The organism is Conexibacter sp. CPCC 206217 (assembly GCF_030646165.1).
In the GTDB taxonomy this organism is placed as follows: Bacteria; Actinomycetota; Thermoleophilia; order Solirubrobacterales; family Solirubrobacteraceae; genus Conexibacter.
Genome location: NZ_JAUTDO010000002.1, coordinates 694940 through 718666 on the forward strand (window position 1 = coordinate 694940; position 23727 = coordinate 718666).

The 23727-nt window shown below is 73.4% G+C and carries 23 protein-coding genes; 4 read left to right on the forward strand and 19 right to left on the reverse strand.

Annotated elements, in window-relative coordinates; translation table 11 throughout:
- Positions 1-108 precede the first annotated feature (108 nt).
- Positions 109-840, forward strand: coding sequence for an MBL fold metallo-hydrolase (locus Q7L65_RS07900; protein ID WP_304720113.1), 732 nt, complete (start codon positions 109-111; stop codon positions 838-840).
- Here Q7L65_RS07900 and Q7L65_RS07905 read toward each other — a convergent pair.
- Genes Q7L65_RS07905 through Q7L65_RS07945 form a run of 9 tightly spaced genes read right to left on the reverse strand, consistent with a single transcriptional unit; the run spans position 837 to position 8565 of the window.
- Complete coding sequence (locus Q7L65_RS07905) at positions 837-1631, reverse strand: SDR family NAD(P)-dependent oxidoreductase (RefSeq protein WP_304720115.1); 795 nt, start codon at positions 1629-1631, stop codon at positions 837-839. The two genes, Q7L65_RS07900 and Q7L65_RS07905, sit on opposite strands and share 4 nt — an antisense overlap.
- The gene (locus Q7L65_RS07910) at positions 1628-2614 is read right to left on the reverse strand and encodes an alpha-ketoacid dehydrogenase subunit beta (RefSeq protein ID WP_304720121.1); all 987 of its coding nucleotides are present in this window, start codon (positions 2612-2614) and stop codon (positions 1628-1630) included. The genes Q7L65_RS07905 and Q7L65_RS07910 overlap by 4 nt, the downstream gene beginning before the upstream one ends.
- A complete protein-coding gene (locus Q7L65_RS07915; protein ID WP_304720122.1) occupies positions 2607-3581 on the reverse strand; it encodes a thiamine pyrophosphate-dependent dehydrogenase E1 component subunit alpha in 975 nt (324 codons plus the stop codon). The genes Q7L65_RS07910 and Q7L65_RS07915 overlap by 8 nt, the downstream gene beginning before the upstream one ends.
- Entirely contained in the window at positions 3578-4183 is a 606-nt protein-coding gene (locus tag Q7L65_RS07920) for a 2-oxo acid dehydrogenase subunit E2 (protein WP_304720123.1), read from the reverse strand. Before Q7L65_RS07920 ends, Q7L65_RS07915 begins: the two co-directional genes overlap by 4 nt.
- Positions 4180-4437, reverse strand: a complete 258-nt coding sequence (locus Q7L65_RS07925; RefSeq protein WP_304720124.1) for a biotin/lipoyl-containing protein — start codon at positions 4435-4437, stop codon at positions 4180-4182. Before Q7L65_RS07925 ends, Q7L65_RS07920 begins: the two co-directional genes overlap by 4 nt.
- 54 nt (positions 4438-4491) lie before the next feature.
- A complete protein-coding gene (locus Q7L65_RS07930; RefSeq protein ID WP_304720125.1) occupies positions 4492-5466 on the reverse strand; it encodes an NAD(P)-dependent oxidoreductase in 975 nt (324 codons plus the stop codon).
- Positions 5467-5517: 51 nt separating this feature from the next.
- Positions 5518-6540, reverse strand: a complete 1023-nt coding sequence (locus Q7L65_RS07935) for a Gfo/Idh/MocA family protein (protein WP_304720126.1) — start codon at positions 6538-6540, stop codon at positions 5518-5520.
- Positions 6537-7589, reverse strand: a complete 1053-nt coding sequence (locus tag Q7L65_RS07940) for an Ldh family oxidoreductase (protein WP_304720128.1) — start codon at positions 7587-7589, stop codon at positions 6537-6539. The genes Q7L65_RS07935 and Q7L65_RS07940 overlap by 4 nt, the downstream gene beginning before the upstream one ends.
- Positions 7579-8565, reverse strand: a complete 987-nt coding sequence (locus tag Q7L65_RS07945; protein ID WP_304720130.1) for an SMP-30/gluconolactonase/LRE family protein — start codon at positions 8563-8565, stop codon at positions 7579-7581. The genes Q7L65_RS07940 and Q7L65_RS07945 overlap by 11 nt, the downstream gene beginning before the upstream one ends.
- Positions 8566-8603: 38 nt before the next feature.
- On the opposite strand from Q7L65_RS07945, the gene Q7L65_RS07950 reads away from it, so the two are divergent.
- From Q7L65_RS07950 to Q7L65_RS07960, 3 genes are all read left to right on the forward strand, one after another.
- Entirely contained in the window at positions 8604-9548 is a 945-nt protein-coding gene (locus tag Q7L65_RS07950; protein WP_304720131.1) for a dihydrodipicolinate synthase family protein, read from the forward strand.
- Positions 9549-9640: 92 nt separating this feature from the next.
- Positions 9641-10471 carry a fumarylacetoacetate hydrolase family protein gene (locus Q7L65_RS07955; protein ID WP_304720132.1) on the forward strand — a complete coding sequence of 277 codons (831 nt, stop codon included), beginning with the start codon at positions 9641-9643 and terminating at the stop codon, positions 10469-10471.
- Positions 10468-11496, forward strand: coding sequence for a ketopantoate reductase family protein (locus Q7L65_RS07960; protein ID WP_304720133.1), 1029 nt, complete (start codon positions 10468-10470; stop codon positions 11494-11496). The genes Q7L65_RS07955 and Q7L65_RS07960 overlap by 4 nt, the downstream gene beginning before the upstream one ends.
- Positions 11497-11502: 6 nt before the next feature.
- Here the strand turns inward: Q7L65_RS07960 and Q7L65_RS07965 are convergent, their stop codons facing one another.
- From Q7L65_RS07965 to Q7L65_RS08010, 10 genes are read right to left on the reverse strand one after another with little or no spacing between them, the layout of a single operon-like run.
- The gene (locus tag Q7L65_RS07965) at positions 11503-13629 is read right to left on the reverse strand and encodes an MFS transporter (protein ID WP_304720135.1); all 2127 of its coding nucleotides are present in this window, start codon (positions 13627-13629) and stop codon (positions 11503-11505) included.
- Complete coding sequence (locus tag Q7L65_RS07970; RefSeq protein ID WP_304720136.1) at positions 13610-14392, reverse strand: SDR family oxidoreductase; 783 nt, start codon at positions 14390-14392, stop codon at positions 13610-13612. The genes Q7L65_RS07965 and Q7L65_RS07970 overlap by 20 nt, the downstream gene beginning before the upstream one ends.
- Complete coding sequence (locus Q7L65_RS07975; protein WP_304720138.1) at positions 14389-15492, reverse strand: pyridoxal-phosphate dependent enzyme; 1104 nt, start codon at positions 15490-15492, stop codon at positions 14389-14391. The genes Q7L65_RS07970 and Q7L65_RS07975 overlap by 4 nt, the downstream gene beginning before the upstream one ends.
- Positions 15489-16928, reverse strand: coding sequence for a M81 family metallopeptidase (locus Q7L65_RS07980; protein WP_304720140.1), 1440 nt, complete (start codon positions 16926-16928; stop codon positions 15489-15491). The genes Q7L65_RS07975 and Q7L65_RS07980 overlap by 4 nt, the downstream gene beginning before the upstream one ends.
- Complete coding sequence (locus Q7L65_RS07985; protein WP_304720141.1) at positions 16925-18172, reverse strand: aspartate aminotransferase family protein; 1248 nt, start codon at positions 18170-18172, stop codon at positions 16925-16927. Before Q7L65_RS07985 ends, Q7L65_RS07980 begins: the two co-directional genes overlap by 4 nt.
- A 35-nt stretch (positions 18173-18207) precedes the next feature.
- Positions 18208-19062 carry an ABC transporter ATP-binding protein gene (locus Q7L65_RS07990; RefSeq protein ID WP_304720143.1) on the reverse strand — a complete coding sequence of 285 codons (855 nt, stop codon included), beginning with the start codon at positions 19060-19062 and terminating at the stop codon, positions 18208-18210.
- Positions 19059-20063, reverse strand: coding sequence for an ABC transporter ATP-binding protein (locus Q7L65_RS07995; protein ID WP_304720144.1), 1005 nt, complete (start codon positions 20061-20063; stop codon positions 19059-19061). The genes Q7L65_RS07990 and Q7L65_RS07995 overlap by 4 nt, the downstream gene beginning before the upstream one ends.
- The gene (locus tag Q7L65_RS08000) at positions 20060-20923 is read right to left on the reverse strand and encodes an ABC transporter permease (protein WP_304720148.1); all 864 of its coding nucleotides are present in this window, start codon (positions 20921-20923) and stop codon (positions 20060-20062) included. Before Q7L65_RS08000 ends, Q7L65_RS07995 begins: the two co-directional genes overlap by 4 nt.
- Positions 20920-21948: an ABC transporter permease gene (locus Q7L65_RS08005; protein ID WP_304720150.1), complete on the reverse strand. Its 1029-nt coding sequence runs from the start codon at positions 21946-21948 to the stop codon at positions 20920-20922. The genes Q7L65_RS08000 and Q7L65_RS08005 overlap by 4 nt, the downstream gene beginning before the upstream one ends.
- 4 nt (positions 21949-21952) lie before the next feature.
- Positions 21953-23632, reverse strand: a complete 1680-nt coding sequence (locus Q7L65_RS08010; protein ID WP_304720151.1) for an ABC transporter substrate-binding protein — start codon at positions 23630-23632, stop codon at positions 21953-21955.
- Positions 23633-23727: the final 95 nt, after the last annotated feature.

Below are 23727 nucleotides of genomic sequence, written 5' to 3' on the forward strand. Positions count from 1 at the left end.
GTTGGACGGACGGGTCTACTGGCACGCTGCTCCTCAATTCGTGTGTGCCTTGCAGTGAAACGATCGTACCATTGAGCGGGACCGGCTGCTAGCGTTTCGGAACAGATCGTGAAACTTCTCGACGGCATCCACCTCGTCGCCAGCGGCTATCTCGGCCTCTCGCTCAGCGACCCGCGCGACTGCAACGCCTACCTGCTCGTGGGTGACGGCGACAGCGTGCTCGTCGACGCCGGCTGCGGGCTCGGGATCGAGCACACGCTCGCGCTGCTCCGGCGCGCGGGCGCGCCGGACGTCTCGCGCGTGCTCGTCACGCACGCCCACGCCGACCATGCGGCCGGCGCCTGCGCGGTTGCCGAGCGGCTCGGCGCGGACGTGTGGGCGTCGCGGGCCGCGGCCGCGGTGCTCGAAGCCGGCGACGCCGAGGCCGCCGGGCTGACCGCCGCGATCGCGGCCGGCGTCTATCCGCCGAGTGTCGTGCTGCGGCCGACGCCGGTCGCACGCGTCATCGGCGGTGGGACGCTCGACGTCGGCGGCCTGCGGCTCGACGCGATCGAGACGCCCGGCCACGCCGCCGGCCATCTCGCCTTCCTCGCGCACCACGCGCGCGGCCGCGTCCTGTTCAGCGGCGACGCCGTCTTCGCGCGCGGCCGCGTCGCCGTGCTGGCGACGCCGGACACGGACGTCGTCGCGCTGGCCGCGAGCGTCGAGCGGCTCGCGGCGCTGGCGCCCGACATGCTCTTCAGCGGCCACGGCGAGCCGGTCATGCGCGACGCGGCCGCGCACCTCGCGGTCGCATCCGACGCCTTCCGGCGCCAGACGCTGCCGCCGCCGCTCGTCTAGCCGATCGTCCCGCCGGGGTTCAGCGCGAGGTTGCCGCCGTCGACCGGGATCACGGTGCCCGTCACCATGCTCGACGCGTCGGAGGCGAGGAAGACGACCGGGCCGACCAGCTCCTCGGGCGCCGCGAAGCGGCCGATCGGGATCCCGCGCAGCATCTCGGCGATCAGCCGTCTGCCGTCCTCGGTCTCGGCGAGCCGCTCAAACGCCGGGCCATCGACCTGGCACGGCTGCACCGCGTTGACGCGCACGCCGCTGCTCGCCCACTCGACCGCCAGCTCGCGCGTCAGCTCCTGCAGGCCGGCTTTGCTGACGCCGAAGCCGGCGTTGCCGCGGCCGAGCGCCGAACTGCCGGCGACCGAGCTGACGTTGACGACGCTGAGGCCGAGCCCGGCCGCGCGCTGCGCCGCCGCGGCGGCGCGCGCGAGCAGGAACGCCGCGAGCACGTTGACCGCGAGCATCTCGTGCCACGCCTCCGGCACGTTCTCGCCGAGCGGCGCCTTGTTGTTGACGCCGGCGTTGTTGACCAGCACGTCGACGCGGCCGAACGCGTCGAGCGCCGCGCGCACGAGCCGGTCGGGCACCTGCGGATCGGCCAGGTCGCCGGTCAGCGCGACCGCGCGATGACCGGCGTCGGCCAGCGCGGCCGCGAGCGCCGCGGGATCCTGCGACGGGTGGTCGACCGCCACGACCGCGGCGCCGTGGCGCGCGAGTCCGTGGCAGAGCGCGCGCCCGATCCCGCCGCAGGCGCCGGTCACCAGTGCGACGCGACCGCTGAGGTCGAACCCACTCACGCCAGCGTCCGCTGCACGGCCGCGACGATCTGCTGCGGCTGCGGCAGGTTCGCCTCGATCAGCGGCGGGCTGAACGGCGTCGGCGCGCGGGCGCCGCAGACGCGCTGCACCGGCGCGGAGAGCCGGTCGAACGCCTGCTCCTGCACCAGCGCCGCGATCTCGGAGGCGATCGAGCCGAACAGCGGCGCCTCGTCGACGACGACGGCGCGGCCGGTCCTGGCGACCGACGCGAGCACGCCCGCGCGGTCCAGCGGCCACAGCGTGCGCAGGTCCAGCACCTCCAGCTCGACGCCCTGCGCCGCCAGCTCGTCGGCGGCTCTCAGCGCGCGCAACACGTTCGCCCCGTACGCGACGACCGTGCAGTCGCCGCCCTCGCGCACGACCGCGAGCTGGCCGAACGGCACGAGCGCGTCGGCGTCGCCGTCGACCGGCCCTCTCACGCCCGACAGGCGCTTGTGCATCATGAAGATGACGGGATCCTCGCCACGCAGCGCGGTCTTGATCAGGCCCTTCGCGTCGGCCGGCGCCGACGGCACCGCGACGGCGAGCCCGGGGATCTGCGCGAACATCATCTCGAGGGTGTTGTTGTGCTGGGCGCCGGAGAGCGCGACGCCCGAGGTGCCGCGGATCACGAGCGGCACCTTGCGGCCGAACATATAGCTCATCTTCGCCGCCTGGTTGACGATCTCGTCCATCGCGCCGAAGGCGAACTCCATGAAGTTGAGGTCGACCAGCGGACGCATCCCGTACAGCGCCGCGCCGACGCCGGCAGCGACCATCGCCGCCTCCGAGATCGGCGTGTCGCGGATGCGGTCGGTGCCGAACTCGGCGCCGAGGCCGAGCACCTGCGCGAAGTGGCCGCCGCGCTCGACGAGGTCGGTGCCGAGCACGAAGACGCGCTCGTCGCGCTCCATCTCCTCCTGCACCCCCTCGCGGAAGGCGGCGGCGTACGTCAGCTGACGCACTTCGGTCGCGTCACTCATCCCAGCCAACTCCTCCGACCGCGGTCGCGGTGTCGGGCCACGGCGCGTCTCTGGCGAAGGCGACCGCCTCCGCCACGCGCGCCTGGGCCGCCGTGTCCAGTTCGTCGAACGTCTCCGGCGACAGCTCGCCGTCGTCGATCAGCTGCTCGCGCAGAAGCGCGATCGGGTCGCGGTGCGCGCGCTGGTGATCGATCTCCTCTCTCGTGCGGTAGCTCGCCTTCTCGCCCGAGCCGTGGCCGCTGAAGCGGTACGTCTCAGCCTCGATCAGCGACGGGCCGCCGCCCGCGACCGCCCGCTCGCGCGCCGCCGCGACGGCCGCGTGCACGGCGTCGACCTGCTGGCCGTCGACCGGCTCGGCGTGGATGCCGAAGCCCTTCGCGCGGTCTACGATCGAGCCGCCGCCGGTGACCTCGGCCGAGGTCGTCTCGACCGCATAGAGGTTGTTCTCCACCAGCACGATCAGCGGCAGCCCCCAGATGACGGCGAGGTTGATCGCTTCCCACACGCGGCCGATGTTCATGCCGCCGTCACCGACGAAGCCGACCGCGACCGACGCGTCCTGGCGCATGTGCATCCCGAGCGCGACGCCCATCGCGATGCCGATGCCGGCGCCGACGATCCCGTTGCTGCCGTAGAAGCCGTGGCCGAAGTCGGCGAGGTGCATCGAGCCGCCGCGGCCGCCGAGCAGGCCGGGCGCCTTGCCGTACAGCTCCGCCATCGTGCGCGACGGGTCGAGCCCGCGCGCGAGCGCGAGGTGGTGCGAGCGGTGCGTCCCGCAGACGACGTCGCTGGCCTGCAGCGCGCTCATCGTGCCGACCGCGACCGCCTCGTGGCCGCTGGCCGGATGGATGCCGGCGGGGATCTGCCCACGCAGCGACAGTCTCTCGCCGGTCTCCTCGAAGCGACGGATCAGCAGCATCGTGCCCAGCAGCTCGCGCCGCTGCAGCTCGTTCGTCGTCGCGCTCATGCCCGGCACCCGCTGTCGAAGCGGCCGAGGAAGCGCGCGGCGTCGGCGCCGTCGACGGCGCGGTGGTCGGCGTTGGCGGTCGCCCAGAAGCGCCGCTCGCCGCCGTCCGGCGTCCAGGCGTCGCGGATCGCGCCCGTCGTCAGCAGCAGCTCCGTGCCCGTCGGGATGATGCCGGTGAACCAGTCGACGCCGTGCGTGCCGAGGTTCGACAGCGTCACCGGCGCCGGGTCGAGGTCGCCTCTGCGCAGCGCGAACCCGCGTGCGCGCGCGACGAGCGCCGCGCGGCGCTCGGCCAGCTCGGCCGGCGTCGCCTCCCTGATCCCGGCCAGCGACACGTTCATCACGCCCCGCTCGGTCGCGACCGAGAGGCCGACGACGTCGGTCTCGCCGGCGTGCGCGGCGGCCTGCAGCAGCAGGTCGGTGACGGTCAGGCCGGGCGCCTCGGCGCGCCCCTGCTCGCGCCGCGCCAGCAGCGCGTCGGCGGCGATCTCGCGACTGACCGCGAAGTGGGGGATCGTCGTCCACGACTCCGTGACCGCAGCGGCGATGGCCCTGCGCGCGCGGGCGGCGCGCTGCGCGTCCACGTCGGTGCTCGTCGTCATCGCTGCTCCTGTGCCTCGGCCGCGGTGAGGATGTGCCCGATCGCGACGCCGACGGGGACGGTCGAGCCGGCCTCGTAGAGGTGCGGCCCGAGGACGCCGTCGGCTTCGGCCTCGATGTCGATCGTCGACTTGTCGGTGTCGACGACGGCGACGGGATCGCCGCTGGCGACGGCGTCGCCGGGCTGTCTGAGCCACTCGACGAGCGTCGCCTCCTCCATCGCCATCCCGAGCGCCGGAATGAAGATCTCTTCCATGGTCCTATGTCCTCTGCTGCGTGCTGCGTCGGTTGCGGGTCTGGACGGGAGCGGTCATGCGCGCACGAACGGGCCGGCCGCGTAGCGGCCGTGCGGAAGCTCGCGCCGCTGCAGGTGCGCGATCACGTCGTCGAGCATCCAGCTCGCGAGGCGCGCCGCGGCGCCCTCCGAGTGGCCGCCGAGATGCGGGGTCAGGACGACGTTGGGGAGCGTCAGCAGCGGCGAGTCGGCGCCGAGCGGCTCGCCGACGAAGGCGTCGAGGCCGGCGCCGGCGAGCTGTCCGGCGGCAAGCGCGGCGACCAGCGCCGACTCGTCGACGAGCGCGCCGCGGGCGACGTTGACGAGCACCGCGCCGTCGCGCGCCAGCGCCAGCTCGCGCTCCCCGATCAGGCCGCGCGTGGCGTCGGTCAGCGGCAGGTGGAGGCTGACGAGGTCGGCCGCGCGCAGGACGTCGTCGAGGCTGTCGAGCAGCTCGACGCCGTCCGGGACCTGCGCCGGCGCGGGGTCGAACGCGACGATCCGCCGCACGAACGGCCGCATCCGCGCGATCAGCGCGCTGCCGATGCGACCGATCCCGAGCACGCCGAGCGTGGCGGCGCCGAGGTCGGGCATGCGGCCGAGCCGATCGGCCATCACCCAGCCGTCGGCGCGCATCGCGCGGTCGCCGGCGGCGACCTGGCGGGTGCAGGCGAGCAGCAGCGCGGCGGCGTGGTCAGCGACCTCGCCGGTCGAGTAGCCGGGCTCGTGCACGACCGTGACGGCGCGCGCCGCGGCCGCGTCGAGGTCGACCGTGTCGAGCCCGACGCCCGCGCGTCCGATCACCTCGACGCTGTCGCCGAACGCGGCGATGCGGTCGGCCGACATCGGCTGCAGCGCGACGACGACGGCCGCTGCGGAGGCGGTCGCTTCGGCGACGCGCTCCGGCGTCGAGAGGTCGACGACGCGGATCTCGGCACGCTCGCCGACGAGCTGCTGGAGCGCCTCCTCGTCTCCGATCGAGTCGACCGAAACTGCGATCTGCACCGGCATCAACACTTCCTCGGGCTCGTGGTCAATCGTGCGGCTGGCAGGGTCCGCAGTCTACACGGAGCGTTCCGTGTGCTGCAACCTTGATTTCATCTGGTGGTTCCGTTCGTCGTCTTCGAAGTCGACCCAGGCGCGGCTCGCGGCGGCGTCGCGCAGCCCGATCGCGACGGCCAGCGCGCGCACGCCGTCGGCGACGCTCGCGCGCGGCTGCGCTTCCCCGCGCGCGACGTCCAGCATGTGCGCCAGCTGCGCGTCGAAGGTGTCGTCGCGCGGCTGCGCGAAGCGCGTCACGCGCGCGTCGGCCTCGGGGATGCCGCGCGGGAACAGGCGCAGCGTCGCGGCGGGCACGTCGACCTCCAGCCGCGCCGCCGCGCCGAGCACTGTCAGCGCGCGCTGCGGCGGGTCGGTCACGTAGTCGAGGTGGTAGGTGCCGACGAGGCCGCCGGCCAGCTCGAGCAGGCCGCTGACGACGTTGGGCGCCTGCACCCGTTCCAGCCCCCTGACCGTCCGCTCGGCGGCGAGGCCGCGCACGATCGGGCCGAGCAGCCAGCGGACGTAGTCCCACTCGTGGCTGTAGTCGCCGTAGAGCCCGCCGCGCACGGCGGGACCGTCGAAGCGGCTGTGCGCGCGCACGAGCGTCTCGTAGGCGCCGAGCTGGACGTGGAACGAGACCAGCTCGCCCAGCTCGCCGCGGGCGAGCACACGCGCGGCGGCGCTCAGCGCCGCGTTGTAGCGCAGCACGTAGCCGACCAGCGCGGGCGTGCCGCTGCGCCGCGCCGCCGCGGCGATCGCGAGCGCTTCGTCGAGCGAGGCGGCGAGCGGCTTCTCGACCAGGACCGGGATCCCGCGCTCCAGCGCGGCGACGGCCTGCTGCGCGTGCAGTGCGTCCGGCGTCGCGACGACGAGCGCGGTCGGCGCGCTGTCGAGCAGCGCGCCGAAGCTCGCCACCGCGACCCACGGGTCGCCGCCGCCGGCCGGTGCCGGGTCGAACGCGACGACCTCGTGGCCGGCGCGCACGGCCGCCGCGGCGTGGCGGCGGCCGATCGAGCCGAGGCCGGCGATGCCGATGCGGGTCATGCCGCGATCAGCCCGGCGACGCCGAGCTGTGCGGCGGCCGCCTCGATCTGCTCGACCGTCGTGCGCGCGAGCGTCGCCGTCGCGCCGCCGGCGGCGGCGTGCTCGGTCTCGCGCTCGCCCGGCAGCATCACGCGCTGTCCGTGCCGCGGGCGCGCGCCCTTGATCAGCTCGACCGACTCGCCGGCGAGCGCCTTGAACTGCGCGACCGGCAGGAACGCAGCCGGATCGATCACGACCAGCAGCAGGCAGTTGCTCGGCCGCTCGGGGTCCTTCGCACCGTAGCCTGCGAGCGCGGCCGCGACCAGCTCCGGCAGGATGTTGAGCGCGTACCCCTTGTGCCCGAGCACGCCGCCGAAGGGCAGCAGCGCGCCAGGCGGGTCGACGAACAGCGCGCCCGGGTCGGTCGTCGGCTCGCCGTCCGCGTCGACCAGGATCCCCTCAGGCAGCCGCTGCCCGCGCTCGTGGGCCAGCCGCACGGCACCCTCCGCGGAGGTGCTGGTGGCGAAGTCGGTGACGACCTCGCCCTCGGCGTACGGGACGCCGTACGCGAACGGGTTGGTGCCGAGCACGCCTTCCGCCGCGCCCCACGGCGCGACCAGGCCGGGCAGCCCGACTGCGACCGTCGCGATCGAGATCAGGTCGCGGCCGGTGGCGCGCTCCATCAGCGACCCGACGCGGCCGACGTGGTGCGAGCGTCTGGTCACGACGCAGGCGACGCCCGTCTCGGCGGCCTTGCGCGCGGCGACGTCGAGCGCGAAGCGCCCGACGACCTGGCCGTAGTTGCTGGCACCGTCGACCAGCGCCGCGGAGGGAGTGTCGTGCGCGACCGTGCAGGGGCCGCCGGGGACGACGCGTCCGGACTGCGCCGCCGCGACGTACTCGCCGACGCGTGCGCAGCCGTGCGAGTGCAGGCCCATGCGGTCGGCACCGACCAGCTCCTCGGCGATCACCGCGGCCTCCTGCGGCGGCGAGCCGACCGCCTCGAAGACGCGCTCGACGGTCTCGGTGAGCCGCTCGATCGGAAGGTTGACGGTCTCGTCAGGCTGCATGCAGGTCTCCGCTCTGAGGCGATGGCGCGACGGGTGCCGGACGCAGCTCGCAGCGCCGCGCCGGCAGCCCGGCCGCGCCGGGGTCGTCGTGGACGAGCAGCTGGCCCGCGCCGCGCCGCAGCTCGTCCGGGTCGTCGAGGTCGATGCTCGCGGTCGTGATGTAGAGGCGGTCGAGCGCGGCACCGCCGAACGCGACGCTGGTGGGGTTGGAGACGGGCAGCTCCTGCACCCGCTCGATCGCGCCGTCGGGGCGGTAGCGCACGACCGTCCCGCCGCCGAACTTCGCGCTCCAGACGTGGCCCTCGGCGTCGACCGCGAGACCGTCCGGCAGGCCGTCGCCGTCCGCGTCGCGCGCGAACAGACGCCGCGCGCCGAGGCGGCCGGTGTCGGGATCGTGGTCGTAGACGTGGATCGCTCGCGCGCTCGTGTCGGTGAAGTAGAGGCGGGTGCCGTCGGGGCTGAAGCCGAGCCCGTTGGCGAGGCCGACGCCGCTGACCATGGTCGTGGCGGTCCCGTCGGCGTCGAGCCGGTGCAGGGCGCCGTTGCCCGGCACGCCGGTGTCGTCGAGCGAGCCGATCCACAGCCGCCCGGCCGCGTCGACCGCGCAGTCGTTGTAGCGGTTGTCCGGCAGCTCGGCCTCCGGGTCGACGAGCAGGCGCAGCGCAGCGGCGGCGGTGGCGCCGCCGGCGGCGCCACCGGACGGCTCGCCGCCGCCGACATCCGCGTCCGCGTCCAACAGGTGGATCCCGTTCTTGAGGCCCGCGACCAGGCCGCCGTCGGCGTGCAGCGCGAGCGCTCCCACGCGCGTGGGCGTTGCCCACGCGCGATGCGCTCCGTCCATCGCGAGACGGTGAATCGTGCAGCCGAAGATGTCGGCCCAATACAGCGCGCCGCCGTCGTCGGGACACCACACGGGTGCCTCGCCGAGCTGGCAGCGCGGGTGCTCCAGGATGCTGATCCGCCGTGCCGATCCCATGATGTCTGTTCCTCCTGGCAAGATAGTATAACCACTAGATGGAACAGAGAGATTTGACGGCGCCCGTTGCGCCGCACGGCGTCTGGGCAGCCGTCGCAACGCCGTTCGACGAGCGCGAGCGCTTCGACGAGGGCGTGCTGCGAGAGAACGTGCGGCGCCTCGCCGCCGCCGGCGTGCACGGGATCTACTCCACCGACGCCGACGGCGAGTTCTACGCGCTCGAGCTCGACGACTTCGCCCGCGTCGTCGACGCGCTCGCAGACGAGACCGCCCGGGCCGGAGTCGCGTGTCAGGTGGGCGTGAGCTGGTCGAGCACCGCGGGGGTGACGCGCCGCCTCGCCCACTGCGTCTCGCGCGGAGTGCAGGGAGCGCACGTCGGCCATCCGATCTACATGCAGATGACGACCGAATCGTGGCTGCGCTACTGGGACGACGTCGCCGCGGCGGTCCCCGACTCGTTCGCGCTGATCCACTACAACACGCCGAAGATGCCCAACCATCTGACGGGCCCGCAGTACGCGCAGCTCGCGGCGCGAATCCCGCAGCTGACCGGGACCAAGTACGTCGGCTCCGACGTCGTCGAGTTCGCCGCGCTCGTCCGGCACGCCCCTCGCCTGGCGCACTTCTGCGGCGAGCAGGCGTTCGGCTTCCTCGCGCCGTACGGCGCGACGGGACTCTACTCCTGGTTCGTCAACTTCAACCCGCGCTTCATGCTCGCGTGGTACGAGGACGCACGCTGCGAGCGCTGGGCCGAGGTGGTACGCAAGCAACGCCGGATGCTCGAGCTGATCGAGGCCTCCGCGATCCTCGTGGAGGGCGGAAACGAACATGCCGTGATCGCGAAGGCGCTGTGCTCCGCGTCGGACTTCCTGATCGACCGGCCGACGGTTCGCCGGCCGTACCTGCCCGTGCCCCCGGAGCGGGTGCGGGCGTGGCAGCGGCTCGTCGACGAGCGCTTCCCCGACCTTGTCTGGACGCCCTGACCCGCCTTCCGTGCGTTCCATCTAGCAGTATGGTCTAATCATCAGCCGAGACAGATAGTGGCTTGAAGATCCTGCTCGGAAGGAGCGTTCACGTGCGGCTTGCAACGGTGCGGCACCAGGGAGGGACATGCGCAGCGCGCATCGAGGGAGAGACGGCGGCGCTGCTGGACGCGCGCGACCTCGGGGAGCTGCTGGCGCGCGGCGACGGCGCGGCCGCGGCCGCGCGCGTGGTCGGCGAGATCCCGGCCGCGACGGCGCGCTATGCGCCGCCGGTGACGGCGCCCACGAAGGTCGTCTGCGTCGGCATGAACTACCGCGGGCACATCGAGGAGACGGGCGAGCCCGAGCCGGAGTACCCGACGCTGTTCGCGAAGTTCGCCGACGCGCTGATCGGCGCCTCCGACGAGATCGTGCTGCCGCGCGACAGCGAGCGCGTCGACTGGGAGGTCGAGCTGGTCGCCGTCGTCGGGCGCGAGCTGCGTCACGCCGACGCCGACGCGGCGGCGGCCGGGATCGCCGGCTTCACCGTGGGCAACGACATCTCGGTGCGCGACTGGCAGGGACGGACGACCCAGTGGCTGCAGGGCAAGACGTTCGACTCGACGACGCCGGTCGGCCCGTGCGTCGTGACGACCGACGAGATCGGCACCTTCCCCGACCTGGAGATCCGCTGCGAGGTCGACGGCGAGCTGCGTCAGCGCTCGCGCACCTCCGACCTGCTGCGCGGCCCCGCGGAGCTGATCTCCTACATCAGCGCGATCGTGCGTCTGCACCCCGGCGACCTCGTCTTCACCGGTACCCCGGCCGGCACCGGCATCGGCCACACGCCGCCGCTGCGACTGGAGCCGGGCCAGTCGGTCGCCTCGTCGATCGAGGGCATCGGCGCGCTGCTGAACCCGTGCGTGGCGGAGCCGGCGCGGTGAGCGGATCCGGTGAGACGAGCGGTGCGGACGCGGCGCTCCCGCCGCTCGCGATCGTCGGAGCGGGCTCGCTGGGCCAGGCGTTCGCGACCCTGCTCGCCCACGCCGGCCACGACGTGACGCTCGTCGCGACACCGCGCACGGCGGCGGAGCTGAGCGAGAGCGGGCGGATCCATCTGGAGGGATCGTTCGACCTCGATGCGGCGATCGAACCAGGCTCGTTGAACATCACGACGGCTCTGCCCGCCGACGGCGAGCCGCTCGGCCTCCTCTTCACGACGAAGGCGCATCAGCTCGTGCCGGCAGTCACCCAGCTCGGGCTGCCGCCGGAGCGGGTCGCGTGGGCCGCGGGCGTGCAGAACGGCGTCGTGAAGGACGACGTCCTGCACGCCGCCTACGGCGCCGGGCGCGTGATCGGCGCCGTGACGATCATGGGCGCAGCGCGCATCGCGAACGGGCGCATCCGCGTGACGGCGCCGGGGATGACGTTCCTCGGCGAGTTCGGCCGGGGACCCTCGCCTCGCGTCGACGCGCTCGTCGACGCGCTCACCGGCGCGGGGATCCCGGCGCGCGCGGCCGGCGACGTCGCCAGCGTGATCTGGTCGAAGGCGTGCAACGCGACCGGCGCGTTCGGGACGTGGATGCTGGCCGGGCCGGACGCGCCGCTGGTCGGCTACGACCCAGACCTGATGCGCGCGTTCCTCACGCTCGTGCGCGAGACCGCGGCGATCGCGCGGGCAGAGGGCGTCGAGGTCGCCGACCACGACGGGCTGCCGCCGGTCCGCGCCTGGGTGCAGCGCCCGCTGGAGGAGCTGCTCGCCGAGCTGCCCGCGCCGCCGCGCGAGGACGGGCCGCGCAGCTACCCGTCGATGCTGCAGGACCGTCTCGCGGGCCGTCCGCTGGAGGTCGAGGAGGTCTTCGGCGACCTCGTCGCGCGGGCCGAGCGCCACGACGTCCCCGCCCCCGCGCTGACCTTCACGCGCGACATCCTGCGCGGCGTCGCCCGTGGCCTTTCGGCCACGGGCTGAGCGGGGTCAGGCCCGCAGGCAGACCGCGTCGATCTCGACGTCGAAGCCGGGGAAGTCGGAGAAGACCGTCGTGCGCGCGGGCGGCGGGTCCTGCGCGATCAGCTCCGCGTAGACGCGGTTGTACTCGGCGATGTCGACGCGGGGGCTGAGGAAGACGCCGATCCGCACCGCCCGCTGGAGGCTCGTGCCGGCCGCCGTTGCGACCGCCTCGAGGTTGTTGAAGCACTGGCGGATCTGCGCCTCCAGGTCGCCCGGCACCAGCTCGCCCGCGGGCGTGAACGGGGCCTGGCCGGCGAGGAAGCACAGCTCGCCCGCGACGACGGCCTGCGAGTAGCGACCGGTCGGCGCCGGCGCGTCGGCGGTCGCCGCGGCATGGATCGCGCTCACGTCGTCGCTCCCGTGCCGCGCACGCCCGGCAGCCACGGAGCCGCTCCCGCCACGGGCCGTCCGAGCACCCCCGTCGCCGCGCTCCCCACGCACAGCCGTTTCGACAAATGGATCGTTGATTTCATAGAACGGCACACTATTCTCGCCCTCCGGCGCTGTCAACGCCACCTCGCGGCGCGGCAGCCGCCGCCATGCGATCACCCCCGCGAGCGCGATCAGCGCGACGCTCGCGAGCGTCGTCAGCCGCAGCGACGCCATGAACGCGTCGCGCGCGCTGTCGAGCAGCTGCGCCGCCGCGTCGGGCGCCAGCCCGTCGGCGACAGCGAACGACGACCCGACCGAGCTGGCGGCGTGCTCGCGCAGCGCCTGCGGCACGAACGGCAGCGGGCCGACGGAGGCGGCGTAGCCCGCGGCGAAGACGCTGCCGAGCACGCCGACGCCGAGGATCGCCCCCGTCATCCGCGTCGTGTCGTTGACGGCCGAGCCGACGCTGCTGCGCTCGGGGCTGACGCTGCGCATCACCGAGTCGGTCGTCGGCACGACGACGAGACCGATCCCGATCCCCTCCAGCACGCGGTTGAGGACGATCAGCGGCAGCGTCGCGACGAGCGGCTCGAATGCGAACGCGAGCGTCGCAAGCCCCAGCAGCGCGACGCCGGCCGTCACGACGACGTTGCGTCCCAGCCGGCGCACCAGCCGCGGCGCCGCGAACGCGCCGCCGAGCTGGCCGAGCGCCATCGGGACAAGGCACAGCCCCGCCACGAACGCGTCGACCCCCAGCACGTACTGCAGGTACTGCGTCAGCAGCAGCGACCAGCCGACGAGCGCGAAGTAGACGACCGCGATCGTCGTCGAGGCGGCCGCGTACTCGCGCGCGGCGAACAGCCGCAGGTCGACCATCGGGTGCGCGCAGCGCGACTCCCACCAGAGGAAGCCGGCGCACGTCGCGAAGCCGAGCGCGATCGGCACGAGCACCTCAGCTGAGCCCCAACCGTGCTCAGGCCCCGAGATCACGCCGTACAGCAGCAGCACGAGGCCGAGCACGGAGACGAGGAGGCCGGGCAGGTCGATCGGCGTGCACTGCCGTCTGCGCGGGACCCGCACCAGCAGCGGGGTCGCGACCAGCAGCGCGGCGCAGATCGGCACGTTGATGAGGAACGGCGCGCCCCAGCCGAAGCTGTCCACGAGCGCGCCGCCGACCAGCGGCCCGAGCACGATCCCGACCGTGCCGACCGCCGCCCAGACCGAGATCGCGCGCGCCCGTTCGCCCGGCTCGTCGAACAGCTGGACGATGATCGCGAGGCTCGTCGGGTACAGCAGCGCGGCGCCCGCGCCCATCGCGCAGCGCGCCGCGATCAGCAGCTCGGGAGTCGGCGCGAACGCTGCCAGCGCGGAGCTGGCGCCGAACCACGCGAGCCCGGCGATCAACACGCGGCGCCGGCCGAGGCGGTCGGCGAACGCGCCCGCGGTCAGGACGAGGCAGGCGAACGCGAGCCCGTAGCCGTCGACGATCCACAGCAGCTGCGAGGCCGACGCACGCAGGTCGCGCACGAGCGTCGGGATCGCGACGTTGACGACCGTCGACTCGACGTTGAGCAGCACGACCGGGACGCACAGCACCAGCAGTGCGAGCCACCGGGCGTCGCGCGCGCCCGGCGGCCTCGGTCTGGAGTCGGGTTCGTCCGGCTCCGGCGCACCGCTCGCCGCGACCGACGGCGCGCCGTCGTCAGCGCGCGGTCCAGCCACCGTCGACCGCCAGGTTCGTGCCCGTCACGTAGGCGGAGGCGTCGGAGGCGAGGAATACGATCGGGCCCTTGATGTCCTCCGGCCCGGCCATCCGCGCCAGCGGCGTGCGCTGCGCGTACGCCTCGACGAACGCCGGATCCTGGTCGGTCTGCAGGCCCCCGGGGCTGATCGCGTTTGCGCGCACGCCCCATCTGCCGAGGTAGGTCGCGAGGTAGCGCGTGAACGCGAGCATCCCGCCCTTGTCGTACGCGTACGGCACCGGCGTGGTCATGCCGCTGTCGCCGTAGACGCCGAAGTCGGGTCCGACGACGCCGTAGATCGACGCGATGTTGACGATCGAGCCGGCGCGGCGGTGGATCATCTGCTCCGCGCACAGCTGCGTGATCAGGAACAGGCCCTCGCCGTTGACGCGGTGGGTCGCGGCGAAGTCCGACGGCTCGGTCGCGAAGAAGTCGCCGCCGGCGCGGTGGACGGCGTTGTTGACGAGCACGTCGATGCGGCCGTGACGGCGCATCAGCTCATCGCGCAGCTCGCGGATCGAGTCCTCGTCGGCGAGGTCGAGCCGCTGCGCCCAGGCGCGCAGGCCGTGCGACGCCAGCTCCGCCGCGACCGCCTCGCACGCCTCGGCGTTGCGCGCGGCGAGCACGACGGTGGCGCCGTGCTCCGCCAACCCCTGCGCGATCCAGCGCCCGTACAGGCCCGCCCCGCCGGTGACGACGCAGACGCGTCCGTCGAGGCTGAAGCGGGTCGTCGCGTCCGTCACAGCATGCTCCCAGTCGTCTCGAGAATTCGTTCCACGTCGTTCAGCTCGACCGCGTCGAGCGGCGCCTCGCCGCCGAGCCGCCGGATCGCCGCCGCGTCCTTGAAGCCGGCGCCGGTCGCGATCGTCACGACGCGGTCGCCGGGGCCGACGCGGCCGGCGCGCACGTCGGCCTCCAGCCCCGCCAGCGCGACCGCACCGGCCGGCTCGACGAGCATCCCGTCGCGCCGCGCCAGCCGCGCCTGCACGTCCCAGACGACGTCGTCGTCGACCTCGACGAGGTGCCCGCCGGTGCGGTCGAGCGCTGCGACGACGTCGGCGTCGTCGAACAGGACCGCGACCTGCAGCCCGGAGATCGCCGTCGTCGCCGGCTGCTCCAGCTGCGCGCCGGCGCCCTCCAGCGTGCGGCGCACGGTCGGACAGCCGCGCGGCTGCACGGCGACCAGCCGCGGCAGCGGGCCTGGCAGCTGCGCCGCCAGCTCGCGGTAGCCGTGCCAGATCGACGCGAACAGCCCGCCGCCGCCGATCGGCGCGTAGACGGCGGTCGCGTCAGGCGCCTGCTCGGCCAGCTCGTAGGCGATCGTCCTCGCGCCCGCCATCGCGTCGGGGCAGTAGCTGCGCGCGGTGACGAACGGCTCGCGGCCGTGCACCTGCGCGGCGCGCACCAGCTCGGCGGCTGCGCGCGCGGTCGCCGCGGCATCGTGGCCGAGGCCGCGCAACTCGATCACGTGCGCCCCGTGGGCGCGCACCTGGTCGAGCTTCGCGGCGGGCGCGCCGGGGACCGTGAAGAGCGTCAGCGGAAGCCCGGCGCGCGCGGCGTAGGCGGCGATCGCGGCGCCGCCGTTGCCGGACGACATCCCGACCACGCCGTTGCGGCCGTGCTCGCGCGCCCGTGTCGCCGCGACCGCCGCGATGCGGTCCTTGAACGAGCCGGTCGGGTTGAGGAACTCGCACTTGACCGCGACCGCGGCGCCGCCGGTCGCGATCCGCGAGTCGGCGCTCAGCGCCACCAGCGGCGTGTCGCCCTCGGCCAGCGAGATCGCCGCTGCCGGCGCCTGCACCGGCAGGCGCGCGCCGTGGCGGAAGATTCCGGGGCCGCTCACGAGCCGACCGGAACAGTCCGGCGCGGCAGCACGTCGGGCTCGACGGGGCAGATGCCCGGCGTGTCGACCTCGATCACCGTGCGCGCCAGCGTCCCGAACGCCGCGCGCCAGGCGATCGCGCCCTTCGCGACGATGATCTCGCGCTGGGCGGGGTCGATCCCGACGCTCGTCAGCTGCTCGCGGTGAAACGGCGGCACGCGCTCCTGCGTCAGCACGACCTCGGTGCCGCCGCAGTCGACGACGGCGGTCGTGCCCATCGAGAACGTCTGCCCCGACATCCACGTGCCCGCCGTCCTGTAGCGGCCGTCGGTGACGCGCACGACCGTGCCGTCGATCTGCACCGGCGCGCCGTGCATCGCATCGGTGCGCCCGCCGACCATGCCGCTGAAGGCCGCGCCCTCGCCCAGCTGCGCCGCCGCCAGCGCGGCGACCGCGTCGGCGATGATCACGACCGCGCCGCTCGCGCCCTGCCGCAGCAGCTCGTGCAGCAGCGCGGTGCCGTCGCCCGGACAGCCGCCGCCGACGTTGTCGCCGACGTCGGCGAGCACGACCGGCCGCAGCGGCGCGGCGATCGCGCGCGCGACCGCCTGCGCCGGAGCGGGACGGGTCGTGTGGAAGTCCTGGCGGTGCGCGCGGATGTCGCGCTCGGTCTCCTCGAGGATCGCCGTCGCGATGTGCCGGCGGCCCGGCTCGTGCACGACGAGCGCGCTGACGCCGGCGCGCTCGACGTCGCTGAAGGCGAAGCCGGCCGCGATCGAGACGCGCGCGATGCCGGCGCGGTTGGCATGCCCGCGCAGCCGCTGCTGCAGCCCGCGCATCGGCTCCTGGGCGGTCCCCTGCTTCAGCAGCGACGCGAGGATCGGGACCTTCGCGACGAGCGTCTTGAGCCTGCGCCCGCCGAGCAGCTCGCGCATCAACGCCGCCGCCTCGCGGCCGCGCTCGCGCATGTCGACGTGCGGATACGTGTCGTACGCGATCACGACGTCGCAGCGTTCGACGAACGCGCGCGACGGATTGGCGTGCAGGTCGAGCACGACGACCAGCGGGACCCCGGGCCGCGCGTGCGCGAGCGCCTCCACGAGCGTGCGCTCCGGATCCTCGTCCTCCTCGGCGACCATCGCGCCGTGCAGGTTGAGCAGGATCCCGTCGAGCTCACCGGCCTGCTCGACCGTCGCCAGCGCGCGCTCGAGGATGTGATCGAGCGCCTCCTGCGCGACGATCGGGCCGGGCCAGGCACCGGCCGCGAAGCACGGCACCAGCTCCAGCTCGGTCTCGTCGAGGAAGCCGCCGAGCACAGAACCGGTGTCGCGGTTGTGCGCGAAGACGGCCTCGCCCTCCAGCAGCTCGAACGCCTCGAAGTCCGCCAGCCGCGTGTGCCCGACCGCGTAGGTGTTGGTCTCGTGCCACATGCTGAGCACGGCGACGCGCCGGCTCATGCGAGCGCGACGTCCCCGTGCTCGCTCGCCGAGCCCAGCCGCGCGAGCGCCGCGTCGACACGCGCGACCGTGTCGCGCAGCTCGTCCGTGCGGTGCGCGTCGGAGACGAACCAGAGCCCGCGGCCCGTCGTCCAGATGCCGGCGTCCGCAAGCGCGCGGTGCAGCTGCAACGCGCCGCCGCCCACCGCCGGCTCCAGCGCGACCGTGAAGGCGACCGGCAGCCCCTCGATCCGCAGCGGCACGCGGCGTCGCTGCGCCAGCTCGCCGAGCTGCGCCATCAGCTCGACGCCGTAGGCGTTGAGCCGCTCGTACGGCGGATCGGCCTCCAGCACCGCGAGCGTCGCGACGACCGCGGCCGATGCCATCACCGACGCGTTGAACGTGCCGGCGTGATTGATCGTGCCGTCGCCGAGGCGGTCCATCAGGTCCGCACGGCCGGCGAACGCGGCGACCGGCCAGCCGCCCGCCATCGCCTTGCCGTAGGTCGCGAGGTCCGGCGTCACGCCGAAGTGCTCGACGGCGCCGCCGAGCGCGAGCCGGAAGCCGGTGATGACCTCGTCGAAGATCAGGATCGTGCCGTGCTCGTCGCACGCGCGCCGCACCTCCTGCAGGTAGCCGGCGGCGGGCGGGAAGGCGCCGCTGTTGAACATCACCGGCTCCATGATCACCGCCGCCACGTCGCCGTCGGCGAGCGCGCGGCGCAGCGCGTCGACGTCGCTCCACGGCACCAGCCGGGTGCCGTCGAGCGCGGCCGCCGGCTGCCCGACGCTCGCGGGCACGGGCTCGGTCGCGGCGAGGTCGAGCAGGACCGTGTCGCCCCAGCCGTGGTAGTGGCCGGTCACGCGCACGATCTGCTCGCGACCGGTGACCGCGCGCGCCAGCCGCAGCGCGGCGTGCACGACCTCGCTGCCGGTCATCCCGAAGCGCACGCGCTCGGCCCATCCGACCGCCTCGCAGAAGCGCTCGGCGGCGAGCACCTCGAGCGGGTGCTGCGCGCCGTAGACCATTCCGTCGGCGCATGCCATCGCGACGGCGCCGTTGATCCCGGCGTGCGAGTGGCCGAGCAGCATCGGCCCCTGGCCGAGCGCGTAGTCGATGTACTCCTTGCCGTCGACGTCCCAGATCCGCGCGCCCTCTCCGCGCGCGAAGAAGTACTCCGCCGCGCTGAGGCGGACGTTCGAGTTGACCCCGCCTGGAACGCGGGCGAGGGCTCGCTCGGCGAGCTGTTCGGAACTCTTCGACATCAGTGGCCTTTCGCGGTTCTGAAGTGGGGGGACAGCTAGCCGGTCGCCGCCGCGGACCCCAGCAGGGGGGTCGCGCCGATCAGCTCGCGGGTGTACTCGTGCTCGGGCGCGGCGTAGATGTCCGCGGCCGGGCCGCGCTCGACGACGGCGCCGGCGAGCATCACGACGAGGTCGTCGCAGAGGAAGCGCATCACGCGCATGTCGTGCGAGATCACCAACATCCCGAACTGGTGCTCGCGCCGCAGCTCGGCCAGCAGGTTGAGGATCTGCGCCTGCACCGACACGTCGAGCGCGGAGGTCGGCTCGTCGGCGACGATGAAGTCGGGCTCCAGCGCCAGCGCGCGCGCGATCGCCACACGCTGCAGCTGCCCGCCCGAGAGCGTGCGCACGCGGCGCCCGGCGAGCCGCGCCGGCAGGCCGACGTCGCTCAGCAGCTGCTCGACGCGGGCGGCGCGCGTCTCGCGCGTGCCGATCCCGTGGACCTTCAGCGGGTCGGACACGACGGCGCGGACCGACAGGCGCGGGTTCAGCGAGCTGCGCGGATCCTGAAAGACCATCGCGACGCGGCGGCCGAGCTGGCGGCGCATCTCCAGCGAGCGGTCGGCGACGTCCAGCTCGCCGCAGCGGACCGTGCCGCTGGTCGGCCGCTGCAGTCCGACGAGCGAGCGCGCCAGCGTCGACTTGCCCGAGCCGGACTCGCCGACGATCCCGAGCACGCGGCCGCGCCGCACCGCGACCGAGACGCCGCGGACGGCGTCGACGGTCTGCTGCCCGAGCGGCGTCGTGACGGTGAAGGAGACGCACAGCTGCTCGCAGCGCAGCGTGGTGGCGGCGTCTTCGGCGGTCGGGGCGGCGGCGGGCGCGCCGGACGCGGTGGGTTCGGCGCTCATCGGCTCGACCCCGCGACCGGCTCGACGCCGACGGCGCCCGGCGCCGTCTCGACGAGCGGGAAATGGCACAGCACCGTGCGGCCTCCTCCGATCGGCGCGACCGCGGGCGGGCGCGCGACACGACACTGCTCCGCCGCCCGCGGGCAGCGGTCCTGGAAGCGGCAGGCGGTCGCGAAGTCGGCCGGCGCCGGCACGACGCCGACGATCTGCGCCAGCCGTGCACGGCCCTCCTCCAGCGAGCGGCTCGCCTCGATCAGGCCCGCCGTATACGGATGCGCGGAGCGCGCCAGCACGTCCTGCGTCGGCCCCAGCTCGACGAGGTCGCCGGCATACATCACGGCGACGCGGTCGGCGACGCCGGCGACGAGGCCGAGGTCGTGCGAGACCAGCACGAGCGCGAACTGCAGCTCGTCGCGCAGCCGTCTCAGCAGCCGCATGATCCCGGCCTGCACCGTCACGTCGAGCGCGGTCGTCGGCTCGTCGGCGATCACGACTCTGGGCTTGCGCGCGATCGCCATCGCGATCAGCACGCGCTGGCGCTGGCCGCCCGACAGCTGGTGCGGGAACGCCTCCAGGAAGCGGTCGGTCTCGTCGAGCTGGACCGCCCGCAGCAGCTCCTCCGCGGAGCGCTCGGCGTCGTCGCCGAGCGCCTGCTTCAGCTGCGCCTTCACCTTCATGCTCGGGTTCAGGCTGACGAGCGCGTCCTGGTAGATCATCGCGATCCCGCTGCCGCGCAGCGCGCGCTTCTGCGCGTTGCTCATCGCGTGCATGTCGCGCCCGCCGAACAGCACCTGGCCGCCGACGTAGGCGGTCTTCGGCTCCAGCCCGAGCATCGTCAGGCCCAGCAGCGTCTTGCCGCTGCCGGACTCGCCGACGATCCCGACCGTCTCGCCGGGGACGAGGTCGAGGCTGACGTCGCGCAGCAGCTGCGTCTCTCCGTACTGCTGCGGGAACGTCAGCGTCAGGTCGCGAACGCTGAGAACGTGGTCGGTCATCGTCATCGGTCCAGGCTGATGTCGGCGATCATGCGGTCGGCGATCGCGTTGAGCACGAGCGCGGTGATCGCGATCGCGATGCCGGGGAACAGCGAGGTCCACCAGACGCCGGAGAAGATCAGCTCCTGCCCCTCCTGGATCATGCCGCCCCACGACGGGGTCGGAGGGCGCACGCCGGCGCCGAGGTAGGACAGTCCGGCCTCCACCAGGATCGCGTCGGCGGCGATCGTCATCTGGTAGACGAGCAGCGTCGGCAGCACGTTGATGCCGACGTGGTAGCCGAGCACGCGCCGCCGGCTGGAGCCGACCAGTCTCGCCGCCTCAACGTACTCCTGCGTCGTCTCGCGCCGCACGAGGCTGCGCACGAAGCGCGCGACCTGCGCCGAGTAGACGAACGCGACGACGATCACGACGGTCCACACGCCGGGACCGATCGCGATCGCCAGCACGAGCGCCAGCAGCGTCGCGGGGAAGGCCAGCACGACGTCCATCAGGCGCATCAGGACGCTGTCGCCGAAGCGGCCGCTGACGGCCGCCGCGGCGCCGATCGCGCCGCCGACCAGCAGCGACAGGACCGCTGCCGCGAGGCCGACTGTCCAGGTCGCGCGTGCGCCGGTGATCACGCGGCTGAAGACGTCGCGCCCGAACGCGTCGGTGCCGAACGGGTGCGCGAAGGAGGGCGACCGCAGGCGGTCGGCGACGACGCCGGTGGTCGGCGACGGCAGCACCAGCGGCAGCAGCAGCACGACGAGCGCGACGAAGGCGGCGACCACGACCATGCGGCCGGAGCCGGAGCGCCAGAGGCGCGCGAGCGGACCGGCCGCCCGCTCCACGACCGGCGCCTGCACCGTTGGGACGGCGCTCATGCGCTCGACACCGAGCCCTTCGGGTCCAGCAGCGCACAGATCACGTCGATCACCGCGTTGACGAGCACGAACGCGATCCCGCCGAAGATGCCGACGGCGCTGACGAGGCCGAAGTCGCCGTTCTGGATCCCCTGCACCGTCAGCATCCCGAGGCCGGGCAGCTGGAACAGCGACTCGATCAGGATCGCGCCGGAGAACAGCACCCCCATGCCGACGCCGAACTGCGTCAGCGGCGCCGACAGCGCGTTGCGCAGGACGTTGCGCAGCACGATCGTGCGCACCGGCAGGCCGAGGCCCTCGGCGGTGCGCACGTACTCCTTGTCCAGCTCCTGCACCATCGTGCCGCGGATCACGCGTGCCATCACCGCCCCGAACGGAAGCGCGAGGACGAGCGCGGGAGCGATCAGCGAGCGCAGCCACTCGCCGACGCCGTCGGCCAGGGGCGAGTAGCCGCCGGACGGGATCACGTGCCAGTTGACCGCGAACAGCTGGATCGCGACCAGCCCGACGAGGAACGCCGGCACGGCGTGACCGACCGACGCGACGACGAGCGCCGCGCGGTCGAAGGGCGAGCCGCGGTGCAGCGCCGACAGCACTCCCATCACGAGCCCGAGCAGGAGCGCCAGCGCGCTCGCCAGCAGCGTCAGCGAGACGGTCACCGGCGCCGCTCTCTTGACGAGGCCCCCGATCGGCTCCTGCGTCACGAGCGTGACGCTGAGGTCGCCGCGCGCGAGATCGCCGAGGTAGCGGACGTAGCGGACCGGCAGCGGGTCGTCGAGGCCGTGCGCCTTCGCGAACGCCTCGCGCTGCGCCGCCGACGCCGTCGGGCCGACCGCGGCGCGCGCGGGATCGCGCTTGGAGAGCGCGCCGACGAGGAAGATCAGCGTGATCACGCCGAGCACGACGGGCACGACCATCAGCAGCCGCAGCGCGATCTGGCGCAGCAGGGCGCGTCGCCGCGATGCCGCCGGCGGGCGCCCTGGCTGCGTCGCGGCAGCGAGATCGGTGGTGGTGAGACCGGTCAACGAGCTAGAGGTCGTTGCCGAGGAACAGGTTGCCGATCTGGCTCGGCGTGATCGCGCTGCACGTTCTGGGATTCCAGGCGACCGGGTTGTTGACGAGGATCACCGGCGCGAACGGGCCGCCGGCTCTCGCGATCATCTCGATCACCGTCGCCATCGTGCTCTTGTACCCCTCGGAGGTCGGCTGAGTCACCGCTCTGTCCAGCAGCGCCTCGACCTGCTTCTGCTCGGGGGCTCTCCAGAACAGGTACTCGGTCGCGAAGCTGCCGTAGTACAGCCAGCGGTAGATGAACTCCGCGTCGGCGGAGCCGAGGATCGCCGGCGAGCTGGGCGCGTAGAGCGACTCGTACTTGCCGTTGGTGACGTCCTCGTAGAGCGCGCCGAGGTCGCCGGTCTTCAGCTTCAGGTCGACGCCGGCCTCCGACAGCTGCTGCTGCATCAGCTGCGCCGCCGCCGGCATGCCGGAGATGTTGTTGCCGACCATCAGCTCGTAGGAGAAGCCGCTGCCGAGCCCGGCCTGCGCCAGCAGCGCTCTCGCCTTCTCGGGATCGTGCGCGTAGGTCGTCGCCGGCTGCGTGTAGTCGTTGTTCGATCTCGGCACGAGCGCGTCGGCGACGGCGCCGTTGTCGAAGTACGCCGCCTGCAGGATCGCGTCGCGGTCGATCCCGTACATGATCGCCTGGCGCACGCGCGGATCGTCGAACGGCGCCTTGCCGGCGTTGAAGAGGAAGCCGTGGATCGCGTGGCCGATCGGCGACTCCACCGCGAGCGTGCCGCGGTTTCTGATCGAGTCGACCGACGACAGCAGGACTTGCGCGATCGCGTCGAAGCGGTTGCTCTCGAGGCCACTCAGCTGGGCGCTGGGGTCGGTCACGATCGAGAGGTCGATCTGTCTGGCGGGGAAGCTTCTCGCGAGCGGGCCGTTGTAGCTCTCGAACTTGACCATCGAGACGCCCGAGGACGGCGCCGCTCTGGTGACGCTGTACGGGCCGCTGCCGACCGGCTTGTATCTGAGCGCGTTCGCTCTGTCGGCCGCGACGGCTCTTCTGGACAGCACCCGCAAGACCGCGATGCGCTGCTCCAGCAGCGAGGTCGGCGCCTTCAGCTTGACCTCGACGACCTCGGGGGAGATCGCTCTCATGGCCTCGAAATTCACCATGTACTTGCCGAGGAACGACGCGTCGCCGAACTTCTTCAGGCGGTCGTAGGAGAAGACGACGTCGTCGGCCGTGACGGGATCGCCGTTGTGGAACGTCGCGCCTCTGCGGATCGTTATGCGGTAGGTGGTCTCGTCGACCTTCTCCGGATCGCCCGCCGCCAGCTCCGCCACGAATGAGGTCGGGTCGGAGACCTCCGCGCGGTAGAGCGTCTCGTAGACGTAGAACATCACGTTGATCGAGACGCCGTTGCTGGAGACCGCGGGGTCGAGCGGGTCGAACGCGACGGCGACCGCGCCGCGCTGGGTCGCGCTGGTGTTGGCCGCGACCTTCGCGCCGCCGCCACCGGCCGTCGTGGTGCTGCCGCCGCCGGTGCTGCTGTCGCCGCAGCCGGCGAGCACCGACATCAGGGCTGTGCCACCACCCACCGCGACACCCGTGTGGGCGAACAGCTTCAACGCGCCTCGGCGCGAGACCGGCCGGGAGAGCACCTCTCCGACGCCGGTTTCAGGGTTGCGGTCTTCAGTCATCCCGAAATGTCTCCGGTTCCACTAGGAGGGACGCGTGTGCCACAGAATAGCATTCACTGTGAACACGCGTCAAGGATCTTGAGGCTGTTTTTCAG